Source organism: Leptospira koniambonensis, assembly GCF_004769555.1.
Lineage (GTDB): Bacteria > Spirochaetota > Leptospiria > Leptospirales > Leptospiraceae > Leptospira_B > Leptospira_B koniambonensis.
This window is the reverse complement of the sequence record NZ_RQFY01000012.1, coordinates 140,606-162,011: the sequence shown is the minus strand read 5'-3', so window position 1 is coordinate 162,011 and position 21,406 is coordinate 140,606. Positions and strand designations below refer to the sequence as shown.

Annotated in this window: 26 protein-coding genes; 11 read left to right on the top strand and 15 right to left on the bottom strand. The window is 38.6% G+C overall.

Annotation, left to right across the window (positions count from 1 at the left end):
- Positions 1-83 precede the first annotated feature (83 nt).
- Together EHQ52_RS18655 and EHQ52_RS18650 are read right to left on the bottom strand one after the other, a co-directional pair.
- Complete coding sequence (locus EHQ52_RS18655) at positions 84-950, bottom strand: polysaccharide deacetylase family protein (RefSeq protein WP_135616874.1); 867 nt, start codon at positions 948-950, stop codon at positions 84-86.
- A gap of 161 nt (positions 951-1,111) precedes the next feature.
- Complete coding sequence (locus EHQ52_RS18650) at positions 1,112-1,489, bottom strand: SMR family transporter (RefSeq protein ID WP_135616872.1); 378 nt, start codon at positions 1,487-1,489, stop codon at positions 1,112-1,114.
- A gap of 144 nt (positions 1,490-1,633) precedes the next feature.
- On the opposite strand from EHQ52_RS18650, the gene EHQ52_RS18645 reads away from it, so the two are divergent.
- Entirely contained in the window at positions 1,634-2,461 is an 828-nt protein-coding gene (locus tag EHQ52_RS18645; protein WP_135616870.1) for an alpha/beta fold hydrolase, read from the top strand.
- 15 nt (positions 2,462-2,476) lie between these two features.
- Positions 2,477-3,259 carry a helix-turn-helix transcriptional regulator gene (locus EHQ52_RS18640; protein ID WP_135616868.1) on the top strand — a complete coding sequence of 261 codons (783 nt, stop codon included), beginning with the start codon at positions 2,477-2,479 and terminating at the stop codon, positions 3,257-3,259.
- 72 nt (positions 3,260-3,331) lie between these two features.
- On the opposite strand, the gene EHQ52_RS18635 is transcribed toward EHQ52_RS18640, so the two are convergent.
- Positions 3,332-3,868 carry an Mpo1 family 2-hydroxy fatty acid dioxygenase gene (locus tag EHQ52_RS18635; RefSeq protein ID WP_135616865.1) on the bottom strand — a complete coding sequence of 179 codons (537 nt, stop codon included), beginning with the start codon at positions 3,866-3,868 and terminating at the stop codon, positions 3,332-3,334.
- 155 nt (positions 3,869-4,023) lie between these two features.
- On the opposite strand from EHQ52_RS18635, the gene EHQ52_RS18630 reads away from it, so the two are divergent.
- From EHQ52_RS18630 to EHQ52_RS18605, 6 genes are read left to right on the top strand one after another with little or no spacing between them, the layout of a single operon-like run.
- Positions 4,024-4,203, top strand: coding sequence for a tautomerase family protein (locus EHQ52_RS18630; RefSeq protein WP_135616863.1), 180 nt, complete (start codon positions 4,024-4,026; stop codon positions 4,201-4,203).
- 2 nt (positions 4,204-4,205) lie between these two features.
- Positions 4,206-5,030: a YdcF family protein gene (locus EHQ52_RS18625; RefSeq protein WP_135616862.1), complete on the top strand. Its 825-nt coding sequence runs from the start codon at positions 4,206-4,208 to the stop codon at positions 5,028-5,030.
- A 7-nt stretch (positions 5,031-5,037) separates the two neighbouring features.
- Complete coding sequence (locus tag EHQ52_RS18620) at positions 5,038-5,436, top strand: cytochrome c maturation protein CcmE domain-containing protein (protein ID WP_086446084.1); 399 nt, start codon at positions 5,038-5,040, stop codon at positions 5,434-5,436.
- On the top strand, positions 5,433-7,616 hold the full coding sequence (locus EHQ52_RS18615; protein WP_135616860.1) for a heme lyase CcmF/NrfE family subunit: 2,184 nt from the start codon (positions 5,433-5,435) through the stop codon (positions 7,614-7,616). Before EHQ52_RS18620 ends, EHQ52_RS18615 begins: the two co-directional genes overlap by 4 nt.
- Positions 7,613-8,197: a cytochrome c-type biogenesis protein CcmH gene (locus EHQ52_RS18610; protein WP_135616858.1), complete on the top strand. Its 585-nt coding sequence runs from the start codon at positions 7,613-7,615 to the stop codon at positions 8,195-8,197. Before EHQ52_RS18615 ends, EHQ52_RS18610 begins: the two co-directional genes overlap by 4 nt.
- Complete coding sequence (locus EHQ52_RS18605; protein WP_135616856.1) at positions 8,197-8,601, top strand: zinc ribbon domain-containing protein; 405 nt, start codon at positions 8,197-8,199, stop codon at positions 8,599-8,601. The genes EHQ52_RS18610 and EHQ52_RS18605 overlap by 1 nt, the downstream gene beginning before the upstream one ends.
- A gap of 7 nt (positions 8,602-8,608) precedes the next feature.
- Here EHQ52_RS18605 and hisE read toward each other — a convergent pair whose 3' ends face one another.
- Positions 8,609-8,887, bottom strand: coding sequence for a phosphoribosyl-ATP diphosphatase (gene hisE / locus EHQ52_RS18600; protein WP_008593771.1), 279 nt, complete (start codon positions 8,885-8,887; stop codon positions 8,609-8,611).
- Between the two features lie 120 nt (positions 8,888-9,007).
- Here hisE and EHQ52_RS18595 point away from each other — a divergent pair, with 120 nt between their 5' ends.
- Positions 9,008-9,829 carry a thioredoxin family protein gene (locus EHQ52_RS18595; protein ID WP_135616854.1) on the top strand — a complete coding sequence of 274 codons (822 nt, stop codon included), beginning with the start codon at positions 9,008-9,010 and terminating at the stop codon, positions 9,827-9,829.
- 1 nt (position 9,830) lies between these two features.
- Here EHQ52_RS18595 and EHQ52_RS18590 read toward each other — a convergent pair whose 3' ends face one another.
- Genes EHQ52_RS18590 through EHQ52_RS18570 form a run of 5 tightly spaced genes read right to left on the bottom strand, consistent with a single transcriptional unit; the run spans position 9,831 to position 14,089 of the window.
- Entirely contained in the window at positions 9,831-11,141 is a 1,311-nt protein-coding gene (locus tag EHQ52_RS18590) for a UDP-glucose dehydrogenase family protein (protein WP_135616853.1), read from the bottom strand.
- A gap of 42 nt (positions 11,142-11,183) precedes the next feature.
- Positions 11,184-12,386, bottom strand: coding sequence for an ABC transporter ATP-binding protein (locus EHQ52_RS18585; protein WP_135616851.1), 1,203 nt, complete (start codon positions 12,384-12,386; stop codon positions 11,184-11,186).
- Complete coding sequence (locus tag EHQ52_RS18580) at positions 12,383-13,153, bottom strand: ABC transporter permease (RefSeq protein WP_135616849.1); 771 nt, start codon at positions 13,151-13,153, stop codon at positions 12,383-12,385. The genes EHQ52_RS18585 and EHQ52_RS18580 overlap by 4 nt, the downstream gene beginning before the upstream one ends.
- 37 nt (positions 13,154-13,190) lie before the next feature.
- The gene (locus tag EHQ52_RS18575) at positions 13,191-13,862 is read right to left on the bottom strand and encodes a JAB domain-containing protein (protein ID WP_135616847.1); all 672 of its coding nucleotides are present in this window, start codon (positions 13,860-13,862) and stop codon (positions 13,191-13,193) included.
- Positions 13,863-13,864: 2 nt separating this feature from the next.
- Complete coding sequence (locus EHQ52_RS18570) at positions 13,865-14,089, bottom strand: LIC12298 family protein (RefSeq protein WP_086446075.1); 225 nt, start codon at positions 14,087-14,089, stop codon at positions 13,865-13,867.
- A 287-nt stretch (positions 14,090-14,376) separates the two neighbouring features.
- On the opposite strand from EHQ52_RS18570, the gene EHQ52_RS18565 reads away from it, so the two are divergent.
- A complete protein-coding gene (locus EHQ52_RS18565) occupies positions 14,377-15,243 on the top strand; it encodes a hypothetical protein (RefSeq protein ID WP_135616845.1) in 867 nt (288 codons plus the stop codon).
- Positions 15,244-16,542 carry a hypothetical protein gene (locus EHQ52_RS18560; RefSeq protein WP_135616843.1) on the top strand — a complete coding sequence of 433 codons (1,299 nt, stop codon included), beginning with the start codon at positions 15,244-15,246 and terminating at the stop codon, positions 16,540-16,542.
- Between the two features lie 11 nt (positions 16,543-16,553).
- On the opposite strand, the gene EHQ52_RS18555 is transcribed toward EHQ52_RS18560, so the two are convergent.
- The 6 genes from EHQ52_RS18555 to EHQ52_RS18530 form a co-directional block, all read right to left on the bottom strand.
- Positions 16,554-17,159, bottom strand: coding sequence for a hypothetical protein (locus tag EHQ52_RS18555; protein ID WP_135616841.1), 606 nt, complete (start codon positions 17,157-17,159; stop codon positions 16,554-16,556).
- A 416-nt stretch (positions 17,160-17,575) separates the two neighbouring features.
- Entirely contained in the window at positions 17,576-17,833 is a 258-nt protein-coding gene (locus tag EHQ52_RS18550) for a DUF433 domain-containing protein (protein WP_135616839.1), read from the bottom strand.
- Positions 17,834-17,947: 114 nt separating this feature from the next.
- Positions 17,948-18,706: a CDP-diacylglycerol--serine O-phosphatidyltransferase gene (pssA, locus tag EHQ52_RS18545; RefSeq protein WP_135616837.1), complete on the bottom strand. Its 759-nt coding sequence runs from the start codon at positions 18,704-18,706 to the stop codon at positions 17,948-17,950.
- On the bottom strand, positions 18,703-19,719 hold the full coding sequence (gene tsaD / locus EHQ52_RS18540; RefSeq protein ID WP_135616835.1) for a tRNA (adenosine(37)-N6)-threonylcarbamoyltransferase complex transferase subunit TsaD: 1,017 nt from the start codon (positions 19,717-19,719) through the stop codon (positions 18,703-18,705). The genes pssA and tsaD overlap by 4 nt, the downstream gene beginning before the upstream one ends.
- 2 nt (positions 19,720-19,721) lie before the next feature.
- Entirely contained in the window at positions 19,722-21,089 is a 1,368-nt protein-coding gene (locus EHQ52_RS18535; RefSeq protein WP_135616833.1) for a S41 family peptidase, read from the bottom strand.
- Entirely contained in the window at positions 21,079-21,381 is a 303-nt protein-coding gene (locus EHQ52_RS18530) for an LA_1448 family UV-C exposure upregulated protein (protein WP_135616831.1), read from the bottom strand. The genes EHQ52_RS18535 and EHQ52_RS18530 overlap by 11 nt, the downstream gene beginning before the upstream one ends.
- Between the last annotated feature and the right edge of the window lie 25 nt (positions 21,382-21,406).

The window sequence follows — 21,406 nt, the reverse complement described above, 5'->3', positions numbered from 1 at the left end:
ATAATTCCCTGATAATAAACTTCGGACCTGTTTAGATCCGGAATGTGGGAAGAAAAGTGTTTTTTGTTTTTAAAAAACGGCGTTCAATCGGAGTCTTCTTCAGTTAACTCTTCGCTAGTTTTTCCCCAACGCCATTTAGTATAATCTTCTGCCGTAGCGAAAGTATATCCTTCCGCTTTCAATTTTTCTATGATATATGGTAAGACTTCTTTAGTAGTAGGATGTGTATCGTGAAATAAGATCACTACTCCTTGCCCTTCCGTTTTATATACGAGTGAGTTATAGATCCGGTCCATTTTCTTTCTGAACTTTTCATTGTCTGGATTGATCCTTGGTCCTTTCTCATACCATTCTCCTTTTACCCATTCTTTGGAATCTGTGGAATCAAATTCTTTGCTCCACATGAATACCAGACCTTTCCCTTGGAGTGCTGAACTTACTTTTTTTCGAATTGTTTCGTTCTTAGTTTTGATATATGGAGATCCAAAAGGAGGTCGGATCCATATTAATTTTCCAGAATATTCTCCCAGTTCGTTTTGGTATAATCTCTGGTTTTCCTCTAATTGGCTTTCTATTCTTTTCGGGGACATATACGCGAAGTTCTGGTGGCCAAGTGTATGATTTCCAATCGTATGACCTTCTTCTTTCATTCGGATCAAAACAGTTTTGTATTTTCTGAAACTGTTTCCTCTATTGCTAGCCTTTGGTAACCAAGCGCCGCACACAAAGAATGTAGCTTTTACATTTTCTTTTTTGAGAACATCCAATACGTCGGAGGTCCAGTCGGAAGGCCCATCATCAAATGTTAAAAATGCAGTTTTTGGGGGAAGTGGATCTCCTTCATAATATCCGATAGGATTGTCGTGATCTGTTTGGATATTTGTAGAAGTTTCGAAACTGGAACAGTAAACTATAGATAGTAAAGAAAGGAGAAAGGCGCGAGTCTTCATAAAACTCATACCATCCTATAAAGTTAAAAAACTTTAAGCTTGGACCGGTTTGAATTTTTAGCATATCCTCCTGTAATTAGACTCCAGAAGTAATGATCTCGGCTACAAATCGAGTTCGAGATCACTACTCTATTCGGTTTATTATTTATTAACTTTATGACTTAGACGAACATTTCTGCAGAGGTCAACCATACTCCCGCGAGTATCAAACCTATGCCTGTCCATTGTGTCCAATTTAGTTCTTCCTTAAAAAATATAGCAGAAGCAACGAGCACTATAATAAATCCTGCAGATGTGAAGAGTGGATAAGCCAAAGATAATTTTAATCCGTTACCTAATACCCATCTATAACCTAATAACGCGATCCCGAAAGAAGCAAGTCCCGCAAAGAACACTGGATGTAAAAATGCTTTGATCAATCCTTCGATTCCGGAAGCCGTATTTGTTTTATCTCCTAAAGAACTTGCCTTGATCAAAATGTTTGCTAAGGCATTGAAGAATAATGCGACTACGAAAATGATTATCACCGTTAATTTCATCTATCTCTCTCAAGAATTCGATTATTGTTTTCTTGTAATCTCCCCTTAGGAAGAGTGTATTATCCCTTATTTGGGAATCGGTCAAAACTCCGAATTCCTGTCCATCGAAAGCAAAGGGAAAGAAATAGCAAGGGCAAATCTTGAATGGATAGAAAAACATTTAACTTCCGCGGGATCAAACTTTCTTATATAGATGCAGGTAATAAATCTTCTGATCCAATCTTGATCGCTCATGCAAATGGATTTTCTGCAGGTTGTTATTCTTATCTTATCAAAAAATTTTCCGAGACTCATAGAGTTATTGCCTTAGATTTTTGCGGTCATGGTCAATCGGAACCAAACATGGAATGGAAGGATTGGTTTTTCTTTAGAGATCAAATTTTATCTCTGATTGAAACAGAAGGTTTGAAGAATGTTGTGGGTGTTGGACATTCTTTAGGAGGAGCAAGCATTCTTCTTTCCTCTTACCAAAGGCCAGATCTGTTCCGTAAAATTTTTGCAATGGATCCAGTGATCTTAAATTTTGCTTACCTTCTTCTTGCGTTAGCCTTCGATACTCCTTTAGCAAAAGGTGCAATCAAAAGAAGAAGAGAATTTAAAGATCTGACACTTGTCAAAAAAGCATTTAGAAAGACCCCTACATTTGCAAATTGGTCTGATGAAGTATTCGATGATTATTTGAATTCATGTTTCAGAAAAGAAGGAGATAAATGGGCCTTATCTTGTCCTCCTGAATTAGAAGCTAAAATTTTTAACTCGGTTAGTTTCTTAAGTTTATTACAATATAGAAGGATCCAAACAGAAACTCATATAACGATCCCCAGAAAATACGAAGTATGTTCTCCTTCTGCTGCCAAAAGAATAATTCGAGGAAACCCCAATTCAAGCTTAGAGTTATGGGATGATATTTCCCATTTTTTTCCATTCGAACGTCCTGAAAAAACCCTGGAAAGAATCATTCAAAAATTATAATCCGGTATTCGGGAAATGGAAGAATCTCAATTAGGAACATTATTCTATTTCGGAGCCAGGGTATTCTTGGCCCAAAAAGGACTGACCACAGATCCCCACTCTCACTATGCGGTTTCCATTCTAATCTCTTTAACTTCTAAATTCAAAGTAATCGAAGAATCAGGCAATGTATTGGAATTCCAAGCTGTAGTTTTGGCTCCTAATACTTACCATACTCTTTCCGCAGAAAATTCTAATATGATCGTTTTACAAATCGATCCTTATGGTATCGATTATGCTTCGGTTGCTGCCAGGTTCGGAAGAAAGGGAATCTCAGAAATAGCTTTTGAAAATTTAGAACCAGTTCTTTCCAGATGTAAAAATCTATTTCATGAAAATATAAACTGCCAGGCGGCCAAAGAGCTTTTCGAAGATATTCTGGCTTGTGTAGGAACTGAAAAACCTTCTCGAGTTTCTTTGGATCCAAGAGTTTTATCCGCAACTCTTAGAATGAAATCTGCTCTTCCCGGTTCTATCTCAGTTCCAGAACTTGCTAAAGAAGCCGGATTTTCAGAAACAAGGTTTATGCATGTTTTCAAATTGCAGATGGGTTTACCTGTCAGACAGTACCAACTTTGGTTAAGACTTCATGAAGCGGCAAAACTTTTGAAAGAAGGTGGAAATCTGACTGAGGCTTCTCATGCGGCAGGTTTTGCAGACCAAGCGCATTTAAGTAGGACTTTTAAAAGAATGTTTGGTGTCCAACCTTCTAAGTTTTTGGGTGCAAATACGAACGTTGCAGTTCATTTTTGTGTTTAAGTTAAATTTAATATGATAAAAGAAAATCGCCCGCTTGGACCGCGGGCGTTTGCGTAAAAGCAAGAGAGAATGTTAATGAGCAGTGCTGAAGTTTTTGAGTTTGCCTTGTGCTGCTAATTCTTTACGAACTGCTTCTTGCACATCTTTTCTTAGTCCCAATTCAAAGAACACATCTGCAATTACAAAAATAGGAGCAGATACTACAGCTTGGAATAAGTTGTCGAATAATGCAGGACGACTTTTTTCAAAGATAAAATGTCCGTAAAACTGAGCTCCCCAACCTATTAACTGAGCAACTGCAAAAATGCTCCATGCAGTGGTAGCAGTCAATGACAGGGTAATGTATTGAGCAAGGAACATCAAAGATCCGAACACCAAAGTAGTCGTAGCTGCGAAAATAAAATCCAAGGTGAAATAGTACGCAAGCACTACGATCCCAAATACGGTAGCAGCAGTTATTGTATAACCGAAAACATTAACTAACTCTAATCTATTAAGCACCAAAAATAAGGTGAAGGTGATGGTAGGAACTCCTAACACATGGATCCACACGTTTCTTTTTTCTTGGTGGTATGCAGAATAGAAGGCCATTTCCTTAGCGAATTTCATTGATAAAACTCCTCACAATTTCAGGTCCAGTATATACTCAGATCCCAGGTTCTGGCTTGAACGAACCTGCCATTTTTAGAAAAAAATCCGTTGCGTAATACCCGTTCGAAATAAACCATTGAGTCACCCTTAAACCCTTTCAAACCAGGAAACGTATGCCTTATATCAATTTAAAAGTCGCAGGACCTCTTACAAAAGAGCAAAAACAGCAGATATCTAAAGAATTTTCAGAAACTCTTGCAAAAGTTGCGTCAAGACCTCCCGAATCTACGTATATCGTGATCGACGAAGTTTCCAGAGAGAACTGGGCTGTAGGCGGAAAACTCCTAGAGTAAAAATGGATACGATCTTTTTTGCGGTCTCCAAACTCGCGGGGGCCTTTTTATTCCCCTTACCTGCTTCCTTACTTCTGTTGGTATTTTTTGCCTTCAGACTTCCTAAATTCAAACATAAGGTTTGGATTTTAGTTCCAACGCTCATTATCTGGACAGCTTCTACAGATAGTTTTTCCCAATGGTTGGTCCGAGGTTTGGAAGAAAAACATCCTCCAGTTCGTGAAGAAACTTTGGAAAATTCAGATGCAATTTTAGTTTTAGGTGGGGCCGTAGACAATCTTGCATTATACGAGCAACAGGTGCAGTTGACTTCTGCGGCAGAACGAATGACTGACGCCGTAAGATTATTCCAAAAAAGAAAAGCTCCTCGTATTGTTTTCACTGGTGGTTCTGGGAATTTATTCTTCCAAACTAAAAAGGAATCAGACTTTGCTCTCCAATTTTTTCAAACTTTAGGAGTTCCTACAAAAGCTGTTTTTCTGGAGAATGAAAGCAGGAACACTAAGGAGAATGCAGAAAAAACGGCAGAACTTTTCCGTAAAAACAAATGGAAGTCTGCAATCCTAATCACTTCTGCATTTCATATGGAAAGATCACTCTTGGTATTTGCAAATACTGGGATTAAGATCCATCCTTGGCCGACAGACTATAGGTCCAGGGTCAAAATTCTGACCATAGACGATTTTATACCTTCTTCCCAAAGTTTAGAAAATACGAGCATTGCCTGGAAAGAGAGAATAGGCCTATTCGTTTACGGGTTTAGAGAGAGTATTTCCACTTTTCTTCCCTTCCGTATCCGATATCCTTGGTCTAAGGACTGGAATTAAAACACAGATGAACGTGAAATTTACCGTGCTTGCGAGTATCATCGCACTTTCCTTAGGAACAATTGCATTCTTCTCTTCTAAAGAAACTTCTTACACATTATTGGATGCTTCTGATTTAGCTGCTAATACTACAAAATATGAAGCAGATGATCTATTAAGAGTAAGAGGATTTGTAAAATTAGGTTCTCTTATCCGGGAAGGAAAAACTGCCAAGTTTGTCCTCCAACTAAACGAAAAAGAAGTTCCTGTTTTTTTTACAGGAGCTACATTATTACCTGATGCATTTAAAGAAGGTGCCAGAGCAAGAGTGGACGGAGTTTGGAAAAACGGAGTCCTTGTAGCCGATAAGGTAGAAGCAAAATGTGCATCCAAATACGAAGCAGGTTATAAAGAAGAAGAACAATGAATGATTTAGGTGCAGTTTGTCTCATATCCTCCTTCTCCATCCTATTATTTTCCATTATCCAAACCAGTTACGGAATTTTTAAGAACGATTCCAGAGCATTAGAATTAGGCCGTTATACTCTAATGGCCAATTTTGCGGTCGTTCTACTGGCATTCATAGTGTTGGTTGTCCAACTCATGAGAACGGATCTATCCAACTATTATGTTGCGATGCATTCCAGTGAACATCTTCCATTATTCTATAAGATGACTTCTGTTTGGTCAGGATCTTCCGGTTCACTTCTGTTCTGGAATTTGCTACTCTCCGGATTCACCTTCGTTGTTCTTTGGCAAACAAAGGATCTATTAAACGAAAGAATTCCAGTAATGAATCTTTCTTTAGCAGTGATCACATGTTTCTTCTCCTTTCTAGCGATCTTCTTTCCAGACGCACAACCTTTCCGTGAATTCCAACCTGCTGCAGTTGCTGGTAGAGGATTAAATCCATTACTACAACACTGGGCGATGATCATCCACCCTCCGATTTTATATATAGGTTATGTGAGTTTCGCGATCCCATTCGCAATTGCTTCTTCCGCTTTAATCACAGGGCAATTATCAGAGAACTGGTTTAGATTCGTAAGAAGATGGAGTATCTTCTCTTGGTTCTTCTTAGGAACAGGAATACTTTTAGGCTCCAAATGGGCTTACGAAGAATTGGGATGGGGTGGTTATTGGGCCTGGGACCCGGTCGAAAACGCAAGTTTGATGCCTTGGCTTCTATCCACTGCATTCTTACACTCAATGATCATCCAAGAAAGAAGAGGAATGTTAAAGTTTTGGAATATGTTTCTGATCATATTAGCATTCCATTTCTGCTTGCTCGGGACTTGGATCACCCGAAGTGGAGTTTTAGAAGGACCACATTCTTTCTCTAAATCCAGTATCGGAACCCCATTTATAGTTTTTATCGGCGTAAGCTTCTTATTCTATCTTGGGATCCTAATATATAGAAAAGATAAACTTAAGCCGGAAAGAAACTTAGAAGCAATCACTTCCAAAGAAGGAAGTTTCTTGCTGAACAATTTCCTTTTGGTGATAGCGACTCTTTCCATTCTATTAGGAGTATTCTCTCCATTATTATCAGGTGTAGAATATAAGGCGCCTTGGTTCAATTCCTGGGGAGTTCCTGCGGGAATTCTTCTTATTCTACTCATGGGTGCAGCTCCATTACTCGCTTGGAGAAAAGGTGCAGACCAAATCTTTTTTACTACATTATTAAAACCGTTGATCGCAGGGATTATAGGTGCAGGGATCTATATCCTATATTACAGAAACAATTTCTCCATCAGCGATTACAGCCTAGGCGATGTAATGGGAGAGATTTACAGCGTTCTTACGGTAGGACTCGGGATCTTTACTATAGCTGGGATCGCACAAGAATATCATAATGGTATCAAGGCGAGAAGGTCCGCTATCCACGGAGAGAATTATTTCCAAGCCGGATTTAGAATGCTTCTGAAAAACAAAAGAAGATACGGTGGATATTTAGTTCACCTATCCATGGTAGTCTTGTTTATCGGTCTTGCGGGAAACGCATTCAAACAAAATACTTCTGTAAAGTTTTTCTATTTCTTAAAATTCTCTCCTACCAATGAGCTTATCTATGCAAGCCAAGATACTGCAATCTTAGGAGATTATACAATAAGTGCAACCACTCTTAAGATCAAACCGATTGTGAACGGAGATCCAGAAGCTGGAGTAAATCATAGAAACGTAATTGTTTCTCATGAAGCGACCTTCGAAGTCAAAAGACAACTAAAAGACTTTGATACGATGGTAACAGAGCGAAGATATTATCCTCAAATCTCACATTTAAGCGGAGATTTCGAGACACATATTCCAACTAGTGAACCTTCTATCTCTTCTACCCCAAAAGAAGATCTTTATATCCAATTGGGAGCAATTGAACATGCAGATCTTTCGGACGAAAATCCGGATCTACCTGGAATGTTTTTGGACTTCTTCTTTACAAGAGACCCAGCAATCAAGGCTGCAAAATATCTAAAATTCCCGAACCAGATCGTAGCAAATTTAGAGGTCTGGGTAAATCCGATGGTGAAATTTATATGGGCAGGATCTTTGATGTTCTTCTTATCTGGACTGCTGATCCTATTACCAATAGGAGAAGATAAAAAATGAAAGTTTTGATCTCTTCTAAACTATATAAGAAAATCTTAATTTCTCTTTTTGGGTTCTTTATTTGGACAAACGCAGTTTATGCAGATTCTACTTTTACGAATCTGACTGATCCAGAACAGATCCGCATATTCCATAATGTGACAGAAAGGATCCGATGTATTTGTATCCCTTCTATCGCGATCAAAAGTTGTTCTTTCAATAATTGTACGGTTTCTGCAAAACTCAAACTTTTTATAGAGAATAGAATTAGAGCTGGAGAATCTGCGGATGTAATCGTGGAAAAAATGGTCCACGGTTTCGGTCAAGATGTGGTTTCTGATCCTATCATTGCTAAGTTTATTGAAAATGGAAGCCAAAGTATGGCTCAAGGAGTCATCATGGGTTTTGGTCCAGACATTCTGGCAAAACCTGATTCTTCTTGGATCGATTTTAGTATCGCGATCGCCGCAGCATTCGGAATACTTCTTATCTATTTATATTTAAAAAGAAGGACCGCTCCTAAAGCAGCAATTGCTACAGAATCGGAAAATCATTCCTCATTCGATAAGTACATCTCCGAAATAGAGGAAAAACAGAAATAATGGATTATTTATTAATTTTCTTTTATATAATTTTAGTCGCTATCGTTTCAGCACCATTCGTTTACGTAAGTATATTTGCAAAATATATTCCGTACGAAACTGACCCTAAAAGTTCTGAGTTATTTGATAGAAGAGATGTTCTTCTGGATAACTTAAAAGATCTGAAAATTGAATTTGATACAGGAAAATTGACCGAGACAGAGTTCAAATCTATCTCTTCTGGATTAGTAAAAGAATTAGAAGAGCAGGACAAAAGGATCAGCCAAGACTCTGCAATATCTTCCAAAACGGAAACTTCTTCCAAACCTCCGCTCGGCGGAAAGTTCTGTCATAACTGTGGATTTAAAATAGAAATTTTCGGAGCGAAGTTTTGTCCAGAATGTGGGACAAAACTCCAAGTTTGAACTGATTTTAAGAATGTCTTTTTTTAAGTTCTTCTACTATGTCGGAAAGAGAAAGACCTCTTTCCACAAGAAGAACCTGTAAATGAAATAGTAAGTCCGCGGATTCGTGAGTGAGTTCTTTTTTGTCTGCGTTTTTTGCAGCAATAATCACTTCTCCAGCTTCTTCCCCTACTTTTTTAAGGATACGATCCACGCCGCCTCGAAAGAGGTCCGCAGTATAGGATTTTTCGGGAAGTTCTTCTTTTCTTTTTTTAAGGATTTGCTCTAACTGAAGCAGGAAGTCCATCATTACCACCGGAGATACTTCGACTATCCGGACCTGTTCTTGACGGTAAACAAAAAATTCCGTATTTCTGCGTTTCCTTAAAAACGAAACGGATAAAAAAAGGTCGAAGAGATGAGACTTATGCTCCCCTTTTCAAAAACCCGATCCATCCTTCTCTTGATCTGCCTCATATTTACATCCGAAGTAAGCGCCGAGGTTTGGGAGACCTCCGTTGAGACCGCTTTTAATAAGGCGAAGAAGGAAGGAAAACCCATCTTTATAGATGTGTATGCAGATTGGTGCGGATATTGCAAAACCCTCAAAAAGGAAATTTATCCTAGAAAAGAAGTGAAACAAGAATTGTCTAAGTTCGTACTTCTTTCTCTGGATGGGGACAGGTTTCCTAACCTAAAGAAAAAGTATGATGTCACAGGATATCCTACTCTTCTATTTTTAGATAAGAACGGAAGTCTCACAGAGAAGATCGCTGGGATGCCTGATCATAAAATGGTGATCAAAACCTTAAGATCAGCATATTTAAAAAGAGACAAAGAAATTAGTCTACTTGCTGACTTGGAAAAAGATCCTGAAAATAATCTTCTTCTCTTAAAAGTGGGAGAATATTACTTCGAAGCAAAAGAATACAAAAAGGCAGCGGACTATTTCTATAAATCATTCGCATCCGAAGATCCTAGAATGCCAGAGAACAAACATAAGGCATTATTCAATTTGGGACTTAGTTTTTCAGAATTAAAAAATTGGGAGAAAACGATCAAAACGTTTTCTTTATATTTGGACAAGTTCCCAACGGGACATTCCAAAGCTGCTTTGTATTATAGAGGGGGAGCTTATTCTTCTCTCGGCCAAAAAACAGAAGCAAAAGAAGATTTAAAAAAAGCCCTGGAACTCAGCTCTGATCCTGAGGAAAAAAAAGAGATCCAGGACTTATTGAATCGGCTCTAAGTTAAACCGATTGTTTACCAATAGAGAAGTATTTGAATCCTTCTTTTTTCATATGATCCGGACGATATTGGTTTCTACCGTCAAAGATCACATGACCTTTCATTAATTTTTTAATTCTGGAAAAATCAGGTTCTCTGAATTCTCTCCATTCGGTAAGAAGAAGAAGTGCATCTGCGCCTTCTAACGCATCATACGCATCTTTAGCATATTCTATCTTATCTTTAAAATAATATTCAGAAGTTTCTTTAGAAACAGGATCAAATGCCTTGATCTTAGCTCCTTCTTCATGCAATTTTAATAATAGAGGAATAGAAGGTGCTTCTCTCATATCGTCTGTGCCTGGCTTGAACGCAAGTCCCCAAACTGCTAGAGTTTTTCCTTTGATCTGGCCTTTTCCGAAAAAGTCCTCTATCTTTGTATATAAACGGACTTTTTGATCTTCGTTCACTCTTTCTACTTCTCTAATAATACGAAGAGAAGAAGAGAAATTTTCGGAAGTGCGGATCAAGGCACGAACGTCTTTAGGAAAACAAGATCCACCGTAACCGATACCAGCATATAAGAATTGGCGGCCGATCCTGGAATCAGTTCCCATTCCTTTTCTTACATCTTCGTAATCTGCACCTACGGTTTCACATAAGTTTGCGATCTCATTTGCAAATGAGATCTTAGTAGCTAAGAATGCGTTACATGCGTATTTAGTTAGCTCTGCAGAAACAGTTCCCATTTTAATGATAGGATTTCCATTCAATACAAATGGAGCGTAAAGTTGAGCAACAAGTTCTCCCGCTTTTTCAGTGTCTGCACCGATCACAACTCTTTCAGGTTTCATGAAGTCGTCGATCGCAGCACCTTCTTTCAAGAACTCTGGATTGGATACAACGTCGAATTCATGTTTGGTGTTTTTGGAAACAATTTCTTTAACTTTAGCAGCGGTCCCTACTGGAACAGTGGATTTATCCACGATCACTTTGTAACCGTTGAGTGATTTTCCGATCTGCTCTGCAACTGCAAATACAGCGCTTAGATCAGCAGATCCATCGTCAGATGTTGGAGTTCCAACAGCGATAAAAATGATTTCTGAGCCTTCTACTCCTTCTTGGATAGAAGTGCTGAAACTAAGTCGATTTTCCTTATGGTTATTCAAAACCAATTCGGATAGACCAGGTTCATAAATAGGTATGATTCCTTTTTTCAAGTCCTCTATTTTTTTAGAGTCCTTATCCACGCAGATCACATGATTTCCATATTCAGCGAAGCAAGCTCCGGCCACTAGGCCCACATAGCCGCTTCCAATTACGCAAACTTTCATACGAAAACCAGAATCCTTTCAAAGAGGAGGCTGGGAAGGAATTTATCCCGAAAAATCCCCTTTTTTCGCCTCTACTTTGACCGGGATCCAAGCTGCGCCTTCAAATTTAGGGACATCCAATCTTTCCAGTTCGAATTGCAGAACCCCATCCTTCCATAGATAGGAACCTTCTGCGTGACTTTCTCCAGAATGTAATGCGATCCCAAGTGAGTATTTTCCCGGAGAAAGATTCATAGGAAAACGAAAATCGATCCGAATAGGCTCCTTTGGTTTTAGATCTTTTTGGCGACCGCCTATATGGAATGTATTCGTTCCGAAAACTCTGATCCCTCTATGATCATCAATATGAAAACCGACGGTTAGATCTTCTAGAGAAGAACGAAATGATGCTGCAACTCTTAATAAAACTTCGGCGCCCACAGGAAGGATAGATGGATTTGATTTGCCTGCATATTGGATCTCTACATCCAAAGATTCAACCAAAGAATCCTTATCTTGGATCTTAGTATTTCCATCCAAAGAAGAAGATGCAATAATCTGCATATATTCTCTAAAGCCGTCTATCGGATCCCCATCGAATACCAATTTTCCTTTTTCTAAAACAATAAGTCGAGTACAGACAGATTTTAAAAGTTCCAGATCGTGACTTACAATTAAAGTCAGAGTTCCTTCTTCCGAAAACTTGCGGAACCTGTTTAAACTTTTCTGTTGGAAGCTTGCATCACCTACAGCCAAAGCCTCGTCCACGATCAAAATATCAGGACGTTTTGCAGTCGCGAGTGCAAATCCCAATCTCATTGTCATTCCGGAAGAATAATTTTTCAAAGGGCTTTTGCGGAATTCAGACAAACCAGAAAACTTAAAAATTTCTTCCGAAGATTTGATCAGCTCTTCTGGATCTAATCCCCAAACTAAACCGTTATAGTATAAGTTTTCCTCTCCAGAAAGTTCAGGATTAAAACCAACGCCCAATTCTAAGATAGAACGAACCGTTCCCTTCTTCTCCAGCTTACCCGAATCTACTTTGGAAACTCCGGTTAACAATTTAAGTAGGGTGGATTTTCCAGCTCCGTTTCGGCCGATGATCCCGATGACTTCTCCCTTCCCCGCAGAAAAAGAAATCCCATCTAATGCCTTGTATTTTACATCCAAGCCGAAATATCCAAAGGTCATCGCACTTAGAAGTCTATTCCAAGGTTTGCTATAACCTTGGTAGGTCTTAGAAATATTTTCTATTCTAATCAAAGGTGATCCAACACTATCTGATTCAATTTAGTACGACTTAGAAAAAAGATCCCCAGAAAAATCCCAAAAAAAGGTAGAAAGTCCAAAATCCCAGCTTGAGGAGTATATCCAAGGAGTAACGCAGATCTAAAAACTTCTAAAGGAAAGAAGAATGGGTTAAACACATTCAGTTTTCCTAAAATACCTTTGGATTCATAAAGAATAGGAAGTCCCCAGAACAAAAACTGGGTCAATAATCTCACCAAAGGAGAAATATCTCTTAGAATAATATTCACTCGAGCCAAATAACTTTGGAGACAGGCCAGAAATAATCCGGTGCAGAACATAGATAAAAAAGAAAGAGGTAAACTCCAAAATCCGAGTTTGCCCGCCCAGCCCAAAAAAATGAAGATCGGAATAGAAGTTACGAGCCAATGCAACAAAAACTGAACAAATGGGATCCAAAGAAAAATTTCAGGACCAAGAGGAGATCTTTTGATCAACTGTCTATTATCAGTGAGAATTCCTGTGCCTCTGATCAAATATTCTTGTAATGGGATCCAGAACAAAAGTCCGCTAAGTACATTAGAAAAATATTCTATGGAATTTTCGCCCTGGGATCTGATCCCAATAAAATAAAATACAACCGTATAGATTAGGATAAGACTTACGTTTTGAAGAAACATCCAGGTCAGGCCCAATGCAGAACCTGCGTACTGCAATGCATAATCCCTTCTGACAAGAACTGATAAAATTCTGAGATTACGCAAAAAAACGGAAGAGGTCATCTACAACCTAGGATTGGAATTTAAGAGGAGAATTAGATCAGTTCTCTTCTAGTCGAGTAGATTGTTTACAGGAAAAGATCCCGTCAATTCCAAAAATCCAATGGTCTAAGAGCTCCACGTCCAAACTGCCCAGTAGGTCCTTTAAGTTGGTATAGACATCCCAATCTTCTTGGCTTGGATAACAGATCATACCTGGATGATTATGAGCCAATATCGCCTGGGATGCCTCGTCATTGAGAACGATCCTGACCAAGTCTCTAGGAAGGACTCCCACTTCTTCCAAACTACCTTTGGAGACAATCTCTGCTCTTAAAAGATCTCCTGCTGGAGAGATGGTGGCTAAAACAAAACATTCTCTTTTTAAAGGGGAAAATAAACCCTGCAGATAAGAAGTAAGAGTTGTCGGGTTATAACCCGACATTCGGATCGATTCGTATTTGAGTCTTTTAGCAAGTTCTAAAGCGGCTAGTAAGGTAGTAAGCTTTGCCTTACCCAAACCATTGATATGAAAATTTCTAGGAATATTGGATGAGAGAAGTCCTCCCAATCCTCGGGACATTTTAAGAATATCTCGGCTGAGATCTTCGACAGGAAGGCCCCTGCTCCCTTTGCCCAAAAGAACGGCAATCAGCTCCCAGTCTTCCAGATCCACCGCATCATTCAGGATACGAGATCTAGGATCCAGGCCTGAGCCCCAGCGCTCAGCCAAGTTTAAATTTTTCTCAGGTTCTTCTTGCTCAGCTCGGAAAGTGTTTCAGAGAACCAATTTCCGTCCTGGACCAAGTCCCCTTGGAAAGATTCTTCCAAATAATCCGCGAAGGTTTTAGAGTTCGGCTCAGAAGAACGAACTTTTTCCCTCCAATCGAATCCCGCTCCAGCGAGACCTTTACGGCTTCTTTCGTAAGCCCCTGAATCTTGTAGAGATCGAATCATCATAACTTTCTCTCCCTCGTCTATTTAGACGACATAAATTGAATTAATTACACCAATAATCTACTAAACGGTTATTTATATACTATACGAATTTATAGTTACCGTCAAGCGTTTACCGTGTTTTTTTAGGGAAATTTCTGAATATCTGCTCAAGCAATTTCCCACTCACAAAAACCATTCTACCCTTGGCCCGGACAAATCCTGAGTCGGCTGGGTTTCAATTAGGAAAAAAATAGCCTAATTCCAAAAAAATCGCACTGGCCTTTCACTCAGTTTGACCCGTCTCGGGAATGAGGTTCCTACATTTAGTCATCCTTCTTCTTCCCAGCGCTTTCATTTTCGGATTCGATCAAAATATACCTGCGGAAGTTTGGATCCGTCCTTGGTGGAAAGGAGGAGAAACATCCCTTTTTGGAATATTCGAAAAAGAAGAAGTTCCCTTGCCCGGAATTTCTCTACAACTTCCATTCTCATTCGGCTCTAAAGAAGAATACAGACTCTCCTATGTTCGCAGCGGCAGAAACAAAGAAGGGAAATTTTTCGAAACAGTTTCCTTAGGTTATCAAACAGAGCTAACTCAAAATTTAGGTATCCGATTTAGATTGGGAAAAGGAGGTTCGGAACCTTCTTCTTATTTTACTTCCATTGGGACCTATGGTCCCAAACTGAGTTGGGATATTTTCGGAAGAAAAAATCAGGAAGAAAATTCGTTAGGGATGTTACTTAACTCTTCCCATGACTCAGAATTTAGGATCGGCTTAAGTTTTGAAAGGGTCCAAACGAGTTCCCCGGATTTTGAAGATAGAATTTCTATCGCGATATACGGGAACTGGGAAGGATTTTTAGGCCAGGTAGAAGGTTTCGAATCAAAGAAAGATCCAATCGGATTTGTAGGACTTGGATATTCTCCATTTTATAAAAAAGAAGAAGGACCCAAACCTACAACTACCTCACAAGCACCCACCGAAAGAACAAATATATATCCTTCTCTCGAAACAGAAGAATTATTAAGACTTGGGTTTTCCTTACAGGAATCCATTTCCATCTCTTCACTTTCAAAAGGACCTGCTGAAAAATTTGAACATTATTTAGGTACAATTCCGGAACCTAAAAGAAGAAAAATAAAAAGACTGATCCGGACCAAAAGGGGATTTTAAATGAAAAGATCCCTCTTCGTATTATTCTTTTTTTCGAATATTCTATTTGCGGAAAGTTTACCATCCCCTTTTTCCACGGGAGTTTCTTTTTCAGGATATGATTCCAGGTATTATACAAAAAGACAGGAAACAGTATGGTTTAGAGGAGAAGTTTGTTTCAAAAATTTTATTTTAGCTCTTCCTGATGCGGAATGTTCCAAGCACAAATTATTTTTAGAAAAAAGAGGAGAAACTTATTTAGGTTCTTATCTATTCGAGAATAAGAATATTTATCTTTCTTACGGGAATCGATTCAGACCTTTAAATCATTTTTTCTTTTTAAGAGAAAAGTTTGATTTTTCTTCTTTTTGGTTCTTAGAACAACCAACTGTTAGAACAGGATTTTTAGGATTAAAATTCGGAGAAAGTATATTAGGGACTTATTATGCAGAAAATTCTGCGAATAAACAACCAGGCTTCTTCTTCAAACCATATAAAAATTATCTGGAATTGGCTTATTCTCCCCAGACAAAAGAAGGATTTATACTTTTAGAATTCCCTTCTTCAGAAGAAAGAAAATCAGAAAAGAGGCCTTATTGGTTCAGAACTGAAATTTTTGGGACAAAGACCGATCCTCAAGGAATTGTATCTGCTTCTTGGGCGGACAGAGAGAAGGACAAAAGAATATTTGTATCAGGATTTAGAGGAAGATCAGGACAATTATTCCAGCTTTCAGAAAGAACAGATCCGGAAGAAAAAGCAGAATTATTCAGATTTGTCTGGGAACCAGGGCCCTATAGAAGATTACAATTCGCAGAATCCAATCGATATTCTTCCGATGGGAAGGAAATCTACTCTGCTCAATCAGTTTTAGGAAGAATGGAAATTTTAGAATTTCCTTGGTTCGCAATCTTGGCCCAAGCTCGAGCTTATTCTTTTTCAGATCATTCTTCTTGGATTTTTGGAAAAGGTTTATACATATCGTATCAAAAAAAATTTTGGAGATGGGAATTAGGACAAGAATGGAGAAAGAACGGAGATAAACTCACAGAAGCAGGTTTGCAAATTTCTGTAGGTAAAAACTGGAAGATCTACTCTAGCCTCATTTATGCAGAAGAGAAAAATTTATATCCGGCTTTCGTAGAAGAATCAATTACTCCAGAAGAGACAGGCTTGGTTGTAACGGATAAATCCTTTTATTCTTTTTTGAGGATCTTTCATCCTTACTTCGCAATTCATATTCGCCATACAAGAGAGAAAGAAGGCAAAGGTGACGGCCTAAGTATGAGATTTCAGGTGTATATTCCACTGTTTGATTAGTCGCTGATTATTTAAGCGGCCAAAGAGAGAGTCTTAAGCTCTTTTCTAGCAATATTGATATTTTCTATCTTTGGATTAGATTTAACTTCTTGTTCAAATATTTTTTCCCGAATTTGTTTGAATACTGGGGAAAGGAACTCTAATGGAGTAATTTGTTTCAAGGCATTGCTTATTTGGAATAAAACTCTAAGGATTGCGGAATATTCAATTATAATTTTATATAAACCTTCTGCAGTCTTAAACAGAAGCGACTTCAGCTCTTTTGGAATTTCTGCCTTATTCGATTTTTGTTTTTTCTCAACTTTAGTATTTATAAAAGAAACAACTAGATAATCACTCAATTCTGCATATTGGTCAGGGCGACGCATTATCATTGTAGATACAGAATAAATAACCTGGAAAAGATCATTATCAGGATGAACTGTCTCATTTCTCATCAGACGAAGTAAAGATTCGCGAATGTTAGAAAAATACTCTCTAGTTTTTTCTACTCTAATTAAATGTCTGTCTCGGCGTATTTTCCGTATATTTCTATAAATTAATATAATCTCTTTAATGACGAAGACCAATAAAATTGCAAAAAAGGTAGTAATAACTATTGTGGAATTAGTATTCATCTTACTTTGTTCCTTCTAATTTCTGACGTGCTTCAACACCGTCTTTAAAGTCGCCTTTATGTATGAACCTTTCAACTTGCTCATCGGTCCATTTATACTTTTCTTTTAGAATAACAATTCGCCATTCTCTTGCTTCCTGAGCAAGTCGCTAGACAGTTCGCTCCTTTTCTTCAATTATTTTGTCTCTTTCTCGATCTTTCCTGTAATCAGTATATAGACGGAATAAAAATAGAACAGCAACCAATACAATTCCAATTAGAACAGTGTTCGATGGTCCATATTTATCGATAATGCTTTCAAATAGCTTTGTAAAAGCATTTATTGTATCAGACATTTTTTTTCCAATTTTTCATTTTCGACATAGCGACTATCCTGCTAGTATACACCGCCCCAAACGCAGGTATCTAATAAGACTCTCACGCAACTTGGCTTGAATCAGTAGGAATATTCTCTATTCTTTCATGAGAAACAACTCGATGTGTATATACAAGGTATGCTTGTATATCATCCAATTCTAACCATGGATAGCCCTGTAGGACCTGTTTAGATGTATCGCCAGCCGCGAGCATTCCAAGGATATGCTCAACGGCTAATCTACGACCCCGAATGATTGGCTTTCCGCCCAAGATTTTAGGATCGAAGGTGATCCTTTTAATTAGCACTTCCTGGTCCATACTGCATTCATTTTCTTAGATTTTTTAAACCTAGTCCAATCTTTTTCATCAAAGATAACAGTAGCATCAGTGAAAAGTGATTCCACTTGTATCAGACCTAAAAACTAAAAACTTTCAGTCTAGCTTCACTCTCAATTCTTGCAGAATATGAATAAGGAAAGTCAAAATCCCTGAGAAGATATAAAGACAGATTAGTCCATATACAAGCCAGGGCCAACGAGCAAATCCTACAAAGAAAAGTGCAATCAATGCGGCTCCAAGCATTAGACCAGCGCGTAATGGACTGAGCTTAGAGCGAATTGCTACTTGAGGTTTTCCATAACGAATATTAGAAACCATTAAAAAGGCGATTAGGATAAATAAAGGAATTCCTAACCAATGAGGAAGAGTATGATCTTTTCCTAAAAAGATTGGAAGAAATCCGATAGTAATTCCTGCGATTGGAGATGGTAATCCAGTAAAAGAAGAAGGATCATGAGCCACATTAAATCTTGCTAGTCTATATGCAGCACAAGCAGGAAAGATCGCAGCAATCAACATTCCGATTGGGAAAAGATCTTCTTTTCCGAAAACGTCAATCTTGTATTCGCTCAAAACCATATTATAAAAAAGGAATCCAGGTGCGATACCGAATGCGGTAAGATCCGCAAGACTGTCTAAGTCAGCGCCGAGTTCGCTAGTCGCATCCAATGCTCTTGCAGTCATTCCATCTAATCCGTCGCAGATCGCTGCGAGTAAGATGAAAAATCCGGAGAGTATATAGGATTGAGGTCCGTTACCTGTTGCCTCGGAAGCAATCAATATGGAAACAAATCCCATACTCAAATTCCCGAGAGTGATCATATTTGGAATCCAATGTAGCCTGCGATTCATATATAGGTCTCCTGCCTTACTGGACTTACTGTAAAGTCCAAACTCTTAGAATATCCCTGTTTAAATAGATAGTAGCCGAGGGCGGCAACCATCGCACCGTTATCCGTGCAGTAGATCTTTTTTTGGGGAGATAAAAATTCCAGGGAATTTTTATCCGCGAATTGAGATAATCTGTTACGAAGTGTAGAATTCGCCAAGACCCCTCCCCCTGCCACGATCCTTTTGATCCCTGTAATAGAGACCGCACGTTTTAAATTTCTTTCCACAAGTTCAAATGCTGTCTTTTGAAAATGATAACATACAGCCTGAGTAGATAGATCTGGCCGTTTCGCGATTAAATGAGAAACCGCAGTTTTTAAACCTGAAAATGAAAACGCTACACGATCCTGTTCCAAATTCCTAAGTAAAGGTGGCAAAAGATCTTTTTCCTTGGGTTCAGGAACATACTTGGAAGCTTCCTTTTCAATAGGAGGTCCTCCTGGATAAGGCAGAGACAATAAACCGGCTACCTTATCGAACGCTTCTCCCAAGGCATCGTCCATCGTATCTCCCACCACTTCCATTTTGCCGAAATGAGGGATCTTATAGATGGCAGAGTTTCCGCCTGAAAGAAGTAAACCTAATACTGGAAATACAGGCTCCACTTCTTCTAAATGTACTACTGCAAAATGCGCCTGTAAATGACAAAGTGGAACAATAGGCGTTCCATATACCGCATGAATGGACCTTGCGAGTTGTGCACCGATCATGAGGGAACCAGTTAAACCGGGAGATCTGGTCACAGCAACATAGTCCAGATCAGAAAGTCCAAGTTTAGATTCTTCTAAAACTTCGGAAAGAAGAGGATTGATCTTTTCCAAATGAGCGCGGGAAGCGATTTCTGGAACAATTCCTCTAAAAGGTTTATGCAAATCTATCTGGCTAAAAATTTTAAGGGAAAGTAATTCTTTCCCATCTTTTACAATTGCGAGACTGGTTTCGTCGCAGCTAGTCTCTATTCCAAGACCGATCATAACTAAGGTTTGGAAGAAAGTAGATCCACTGCTTTTTTCAATTGAGGATCCAATTCCAAATCGGTCATAGTTCTTTCTTTTTCGGCCTGAGTTTTATTTTTATAAACCGCCCTGGCAACATCTGAACTAAGTTTAATTCCTTGTTCTTTAAGCGCCTTTTCGAAATTTAAAAAGTTTTGCTCATTATATTCAGGGTATTTAGAAGCAAGTTGATCTAGCAGTTTTTTCTCAGTCATCTTCCTGAGATAAAAACGATCATCTTCGTTAGGTTCGATTCCTTTTACAACCACGTCTGGCTGTATTCCTTTTCCATGAAGTGATTTGCCAGAAGGAGTATAATACTTTTGAACTGTAAGTTTTACCGCCATTCCAAAAGAAAGTGGATAAACAATCTGCACAGAACCTTTTCCAAAAGAAGTAACGCCTAAAATTTTACCTCTTTTGTGGTCCTGGATAGCTCCAGCAAAAATTTCAGAAGCAGAAGCAGAACCTTCATTGATCAAAACAACTAATGGTATAGTGGTGTACTTATATCCGCTTCCTGTTGATTTAGAAACGTCTGCGAGTTCTCCGCCTCTTCCCCTCACGGAAACTATATCCAGTCCTTCTGGAAGAAAAATATCGGATAATGCTACAGATAAAGGTAATAAACCACCAGGATTCATTCTTAAATCTACGATCAGACCTTCTGATTTTTTATCTGAGAGTAACTTTAGATGTTTTTTAAATTCCTCTAATGTGTTTTCTCCCATAAACTGGTTCAAACGTAGATAACCCACTTTTTCTTTTTCGAAGAAGTAAGAACGAACATATCTTATTTTGATGTTTTCACGCACTAAAGTGAACTGCAAAGGTTCTTTGATATTTTTTCTTTCTACTTTGATACTTACGGAACTTCCAGGCTTTCCACGCATTAGTTTGATACCTTCTGCGTAGCCCAAGTTTGCTGTACTTTTTCCGTCTATTTCAATGATCCTATCTTGAGGCAGGATCCCTGCTTTCATTGCAGGAGTATCCTCAATTGGTGAAACTACTACTATGGCTCCATCAGTATAAGCCACTTCCATTCCGACTCCGCCGAAAGATCCACGAGTCTCTTCCCGCATCTGTCTGTATTCTTCTTCTTCCAAGAAAGAAGAATGAGGATCTCCTAAAGATCCGAGCATTCCTTTGATTGCACCTAAGAATACTTTTTCTTCGTCTACGGTTTCTACATAACCGTTTTGCATGAGTCCAAAAACTTCATGGAATAATTGCAGATATTTTTCAGCAGTTTCCGAAACTGCTTTTGCATGGACTGGGCGAAATACAAGTGTAGTAAATAAGATCAGAACCAAACTGATCCAGGCAAATCTTTCCTTATTTTTCATTTTTGCCGACCAATGCGAAGTAAGTCTTCGGATATTTGATTCGAATTTGTTCCATTACGGAATCCTTATCTAGTTGGTATCTTTCGCAGGCATCTTCCAAAATTTCGGAGTCCTTTTGAATGGGCTGTTCGGAAGTATAATTCAATCTTTCCCCAAGGCGAGCCTTGGTTAGATATTCAAGGACTAGTTTTAAGTCCTTGTCTCCGATCTCTTTTTTTGGAGAGGCGCAATTGAATAATGAAAGTAACAGGAAGAAGGCCGCGAATACGCGGAAAAAGGAAAGATTATTCACTCTTTCAAAATCTTTCCTCTCTCAA

Excerpts from the sequence above, each read along its gene's own strand:
- hisE (WP_008593771.1), bottom strand. The coding sequence starts at position 8,887 with ATGGACTTCCTGCTTCAGTTAGAGCAAATCCTTAAAAAAAGAAAAGAA.
- EHQ52_RS18635 (WP_135616865.1), bottom strand. The coding sequence starts at position 3,868 with ATGAAATTCGCTAAGGAAATGGCCTTCTATTCTGCATACCACCAAGAA.
- EHQ52_RS18640 (WP_135616868.1), top strand. The coding sequence starts at position 2,477 with ATGGAAGAATCTCAATTAGGAACATTATTCTATTTCGGAGCCAGGGTA.
- EHQ52_RS18560 (WP_135616843.1), top strand. The coding sequence starts at position 15,244 with ATGAAAAGATCCCTCTTCGTATTATTCTTTTTTTCGAATATTCTATTT.
- pssA (WP_135616837.1), bottom strand. The coding sequence starts at position 18,706 with ATGAATCGCAGGCTACATTGGATTCCAAATATGATCACTCTCGGGAAT.
- EHQ52_RS18550 (WP_135616839.1), bottom strand. The coding sequence starts at position 17,833 with ATGGACCAGGAAGTGCTAATTAAAAGGATCACCTTCGATCCTAAAATC.
- EHQ52_RS18610 (WP_135616858.1), top strand. The coding sequence starts at position 7,613 with ATGAAAGTTTTGATCTCTTCTAAACTATATAAGAAAATCTTAATTTCT.
- EHQ52_RS18650 (WP_135616872.1), bottom strand. The coding sequence starts at position 1,489 with ATGAAATTAACGGTGATAATCATTTTCGTAGTCGCATTATTCTTCAAT.
- EHQ52_RS18615 (WP_135616860.1), top strand. The coding sequence starts at position 5,433 with ATGAATGATTTAGGTGCAGTTTGTCTCATATCCTCCTTCTCCATCCTA.
- EHQ52_RS18630 (WP_135616863.1), top strand. The coding sequence starts at position 4,024 with ATGCCTTATATCAATTTAAAAGTCGCAGGACCTCTTACAAAAGAGCAA.
- EHQ52_RS18655 (WP_135616874.1), bottom strand. The coding sequence starts at position 950 with ATGAAGACTCGCGCCTTTCTCCTTTCTTTACTATCTATAGTTTACTGT.
- EHQ52_RS18605 (WP_135616856.1), top strand. The coding sequence starts at position 8,197 with ATGGATTATTTATTAATTTTCTTTTATATAATTTTAGTCGCTATCGTT.
- EHQ52_RS18645 (WP_135616870.1), top strand. The coding sequence starts at position 1,634 with ATGGATAGAAAAACATTTAACTTCCGCGGGATCAAACTTTCTTATATA.
- EHQ52_RS18595 (WP_135616854.1), top strand. The coding sequence starts at position 9,008 with ATGCTCCCCTTTTCAAAAACCCGATCCATCCTTCTCTTGATCTGCCTC.
- EHQ52_RS18570 (WP_086446075.1), bottom strand. The coding sequence starts at position 14,089 with ATGATGATTCGATCTCTACAAGATTCAGGGGCTTACGAAAGAAGCCGT.
- EHQ52_RS18580 (WP_135616849.1), bottom strand. The coding sequence starts at position 13,153 with ATGACCTCTTCCGTTTTTTTGCGTAATCTCAGAATTTTATCAGTTCTT.
- EHQ52_RS18620 (WP_086446084.1), top strand. The coding sequence starts at position 5,038 with ATGAACGTGAAATTTACCGTGCTTGCGAGTATCATCGCACTTTCCTTA.
- EHQ52_RS18625 (WP_135616862.1), top strand. The coding sequence starts at position 4,206 with ATGGATACGATCTTTTTTGCGGTCTCCAAACTCGCGGGGGCCTTTTTA.
- EHQ52_RS18535 (WP_135616833.1), bottom strand. The coding sequence starts at position 21,089 with ATGAAAAATAAGGAAAGATTTGCCTGGATCAGTTTGGTTCTGATCTTA.
- EHQ52_RS18565 (WP_135616845.1), top strand. The coding sequence starts at position 14,377 with ATGAGGTTCCTACATTTAGTCATCCTTCTTCTTCCCAGCGCTTTCATT.
- EHQ52_RS18555 (WP_135616841.1), bottom strand. The coding sequence starts at position 17,159 with ATGAATACTAATTCCACAATAGTTATTACTACCTTTTTTGCAATTTTA.
- EHQ52_RS18590 (WP_135616853.1), bottom strand. The coding sequence starts at position 11,141 with ATGAAAGTTTGCGTAATTGGAAGCGGCTATGTGGGCCTAGTGGCCGGA.
- tsaD (WP_135616835.1), bottom strand. The coding sequence starts at position 19,719 with ATGATCGGTCTTGGAATAGAGACTAGCTGCGACGAAACCAGTCTCGCA.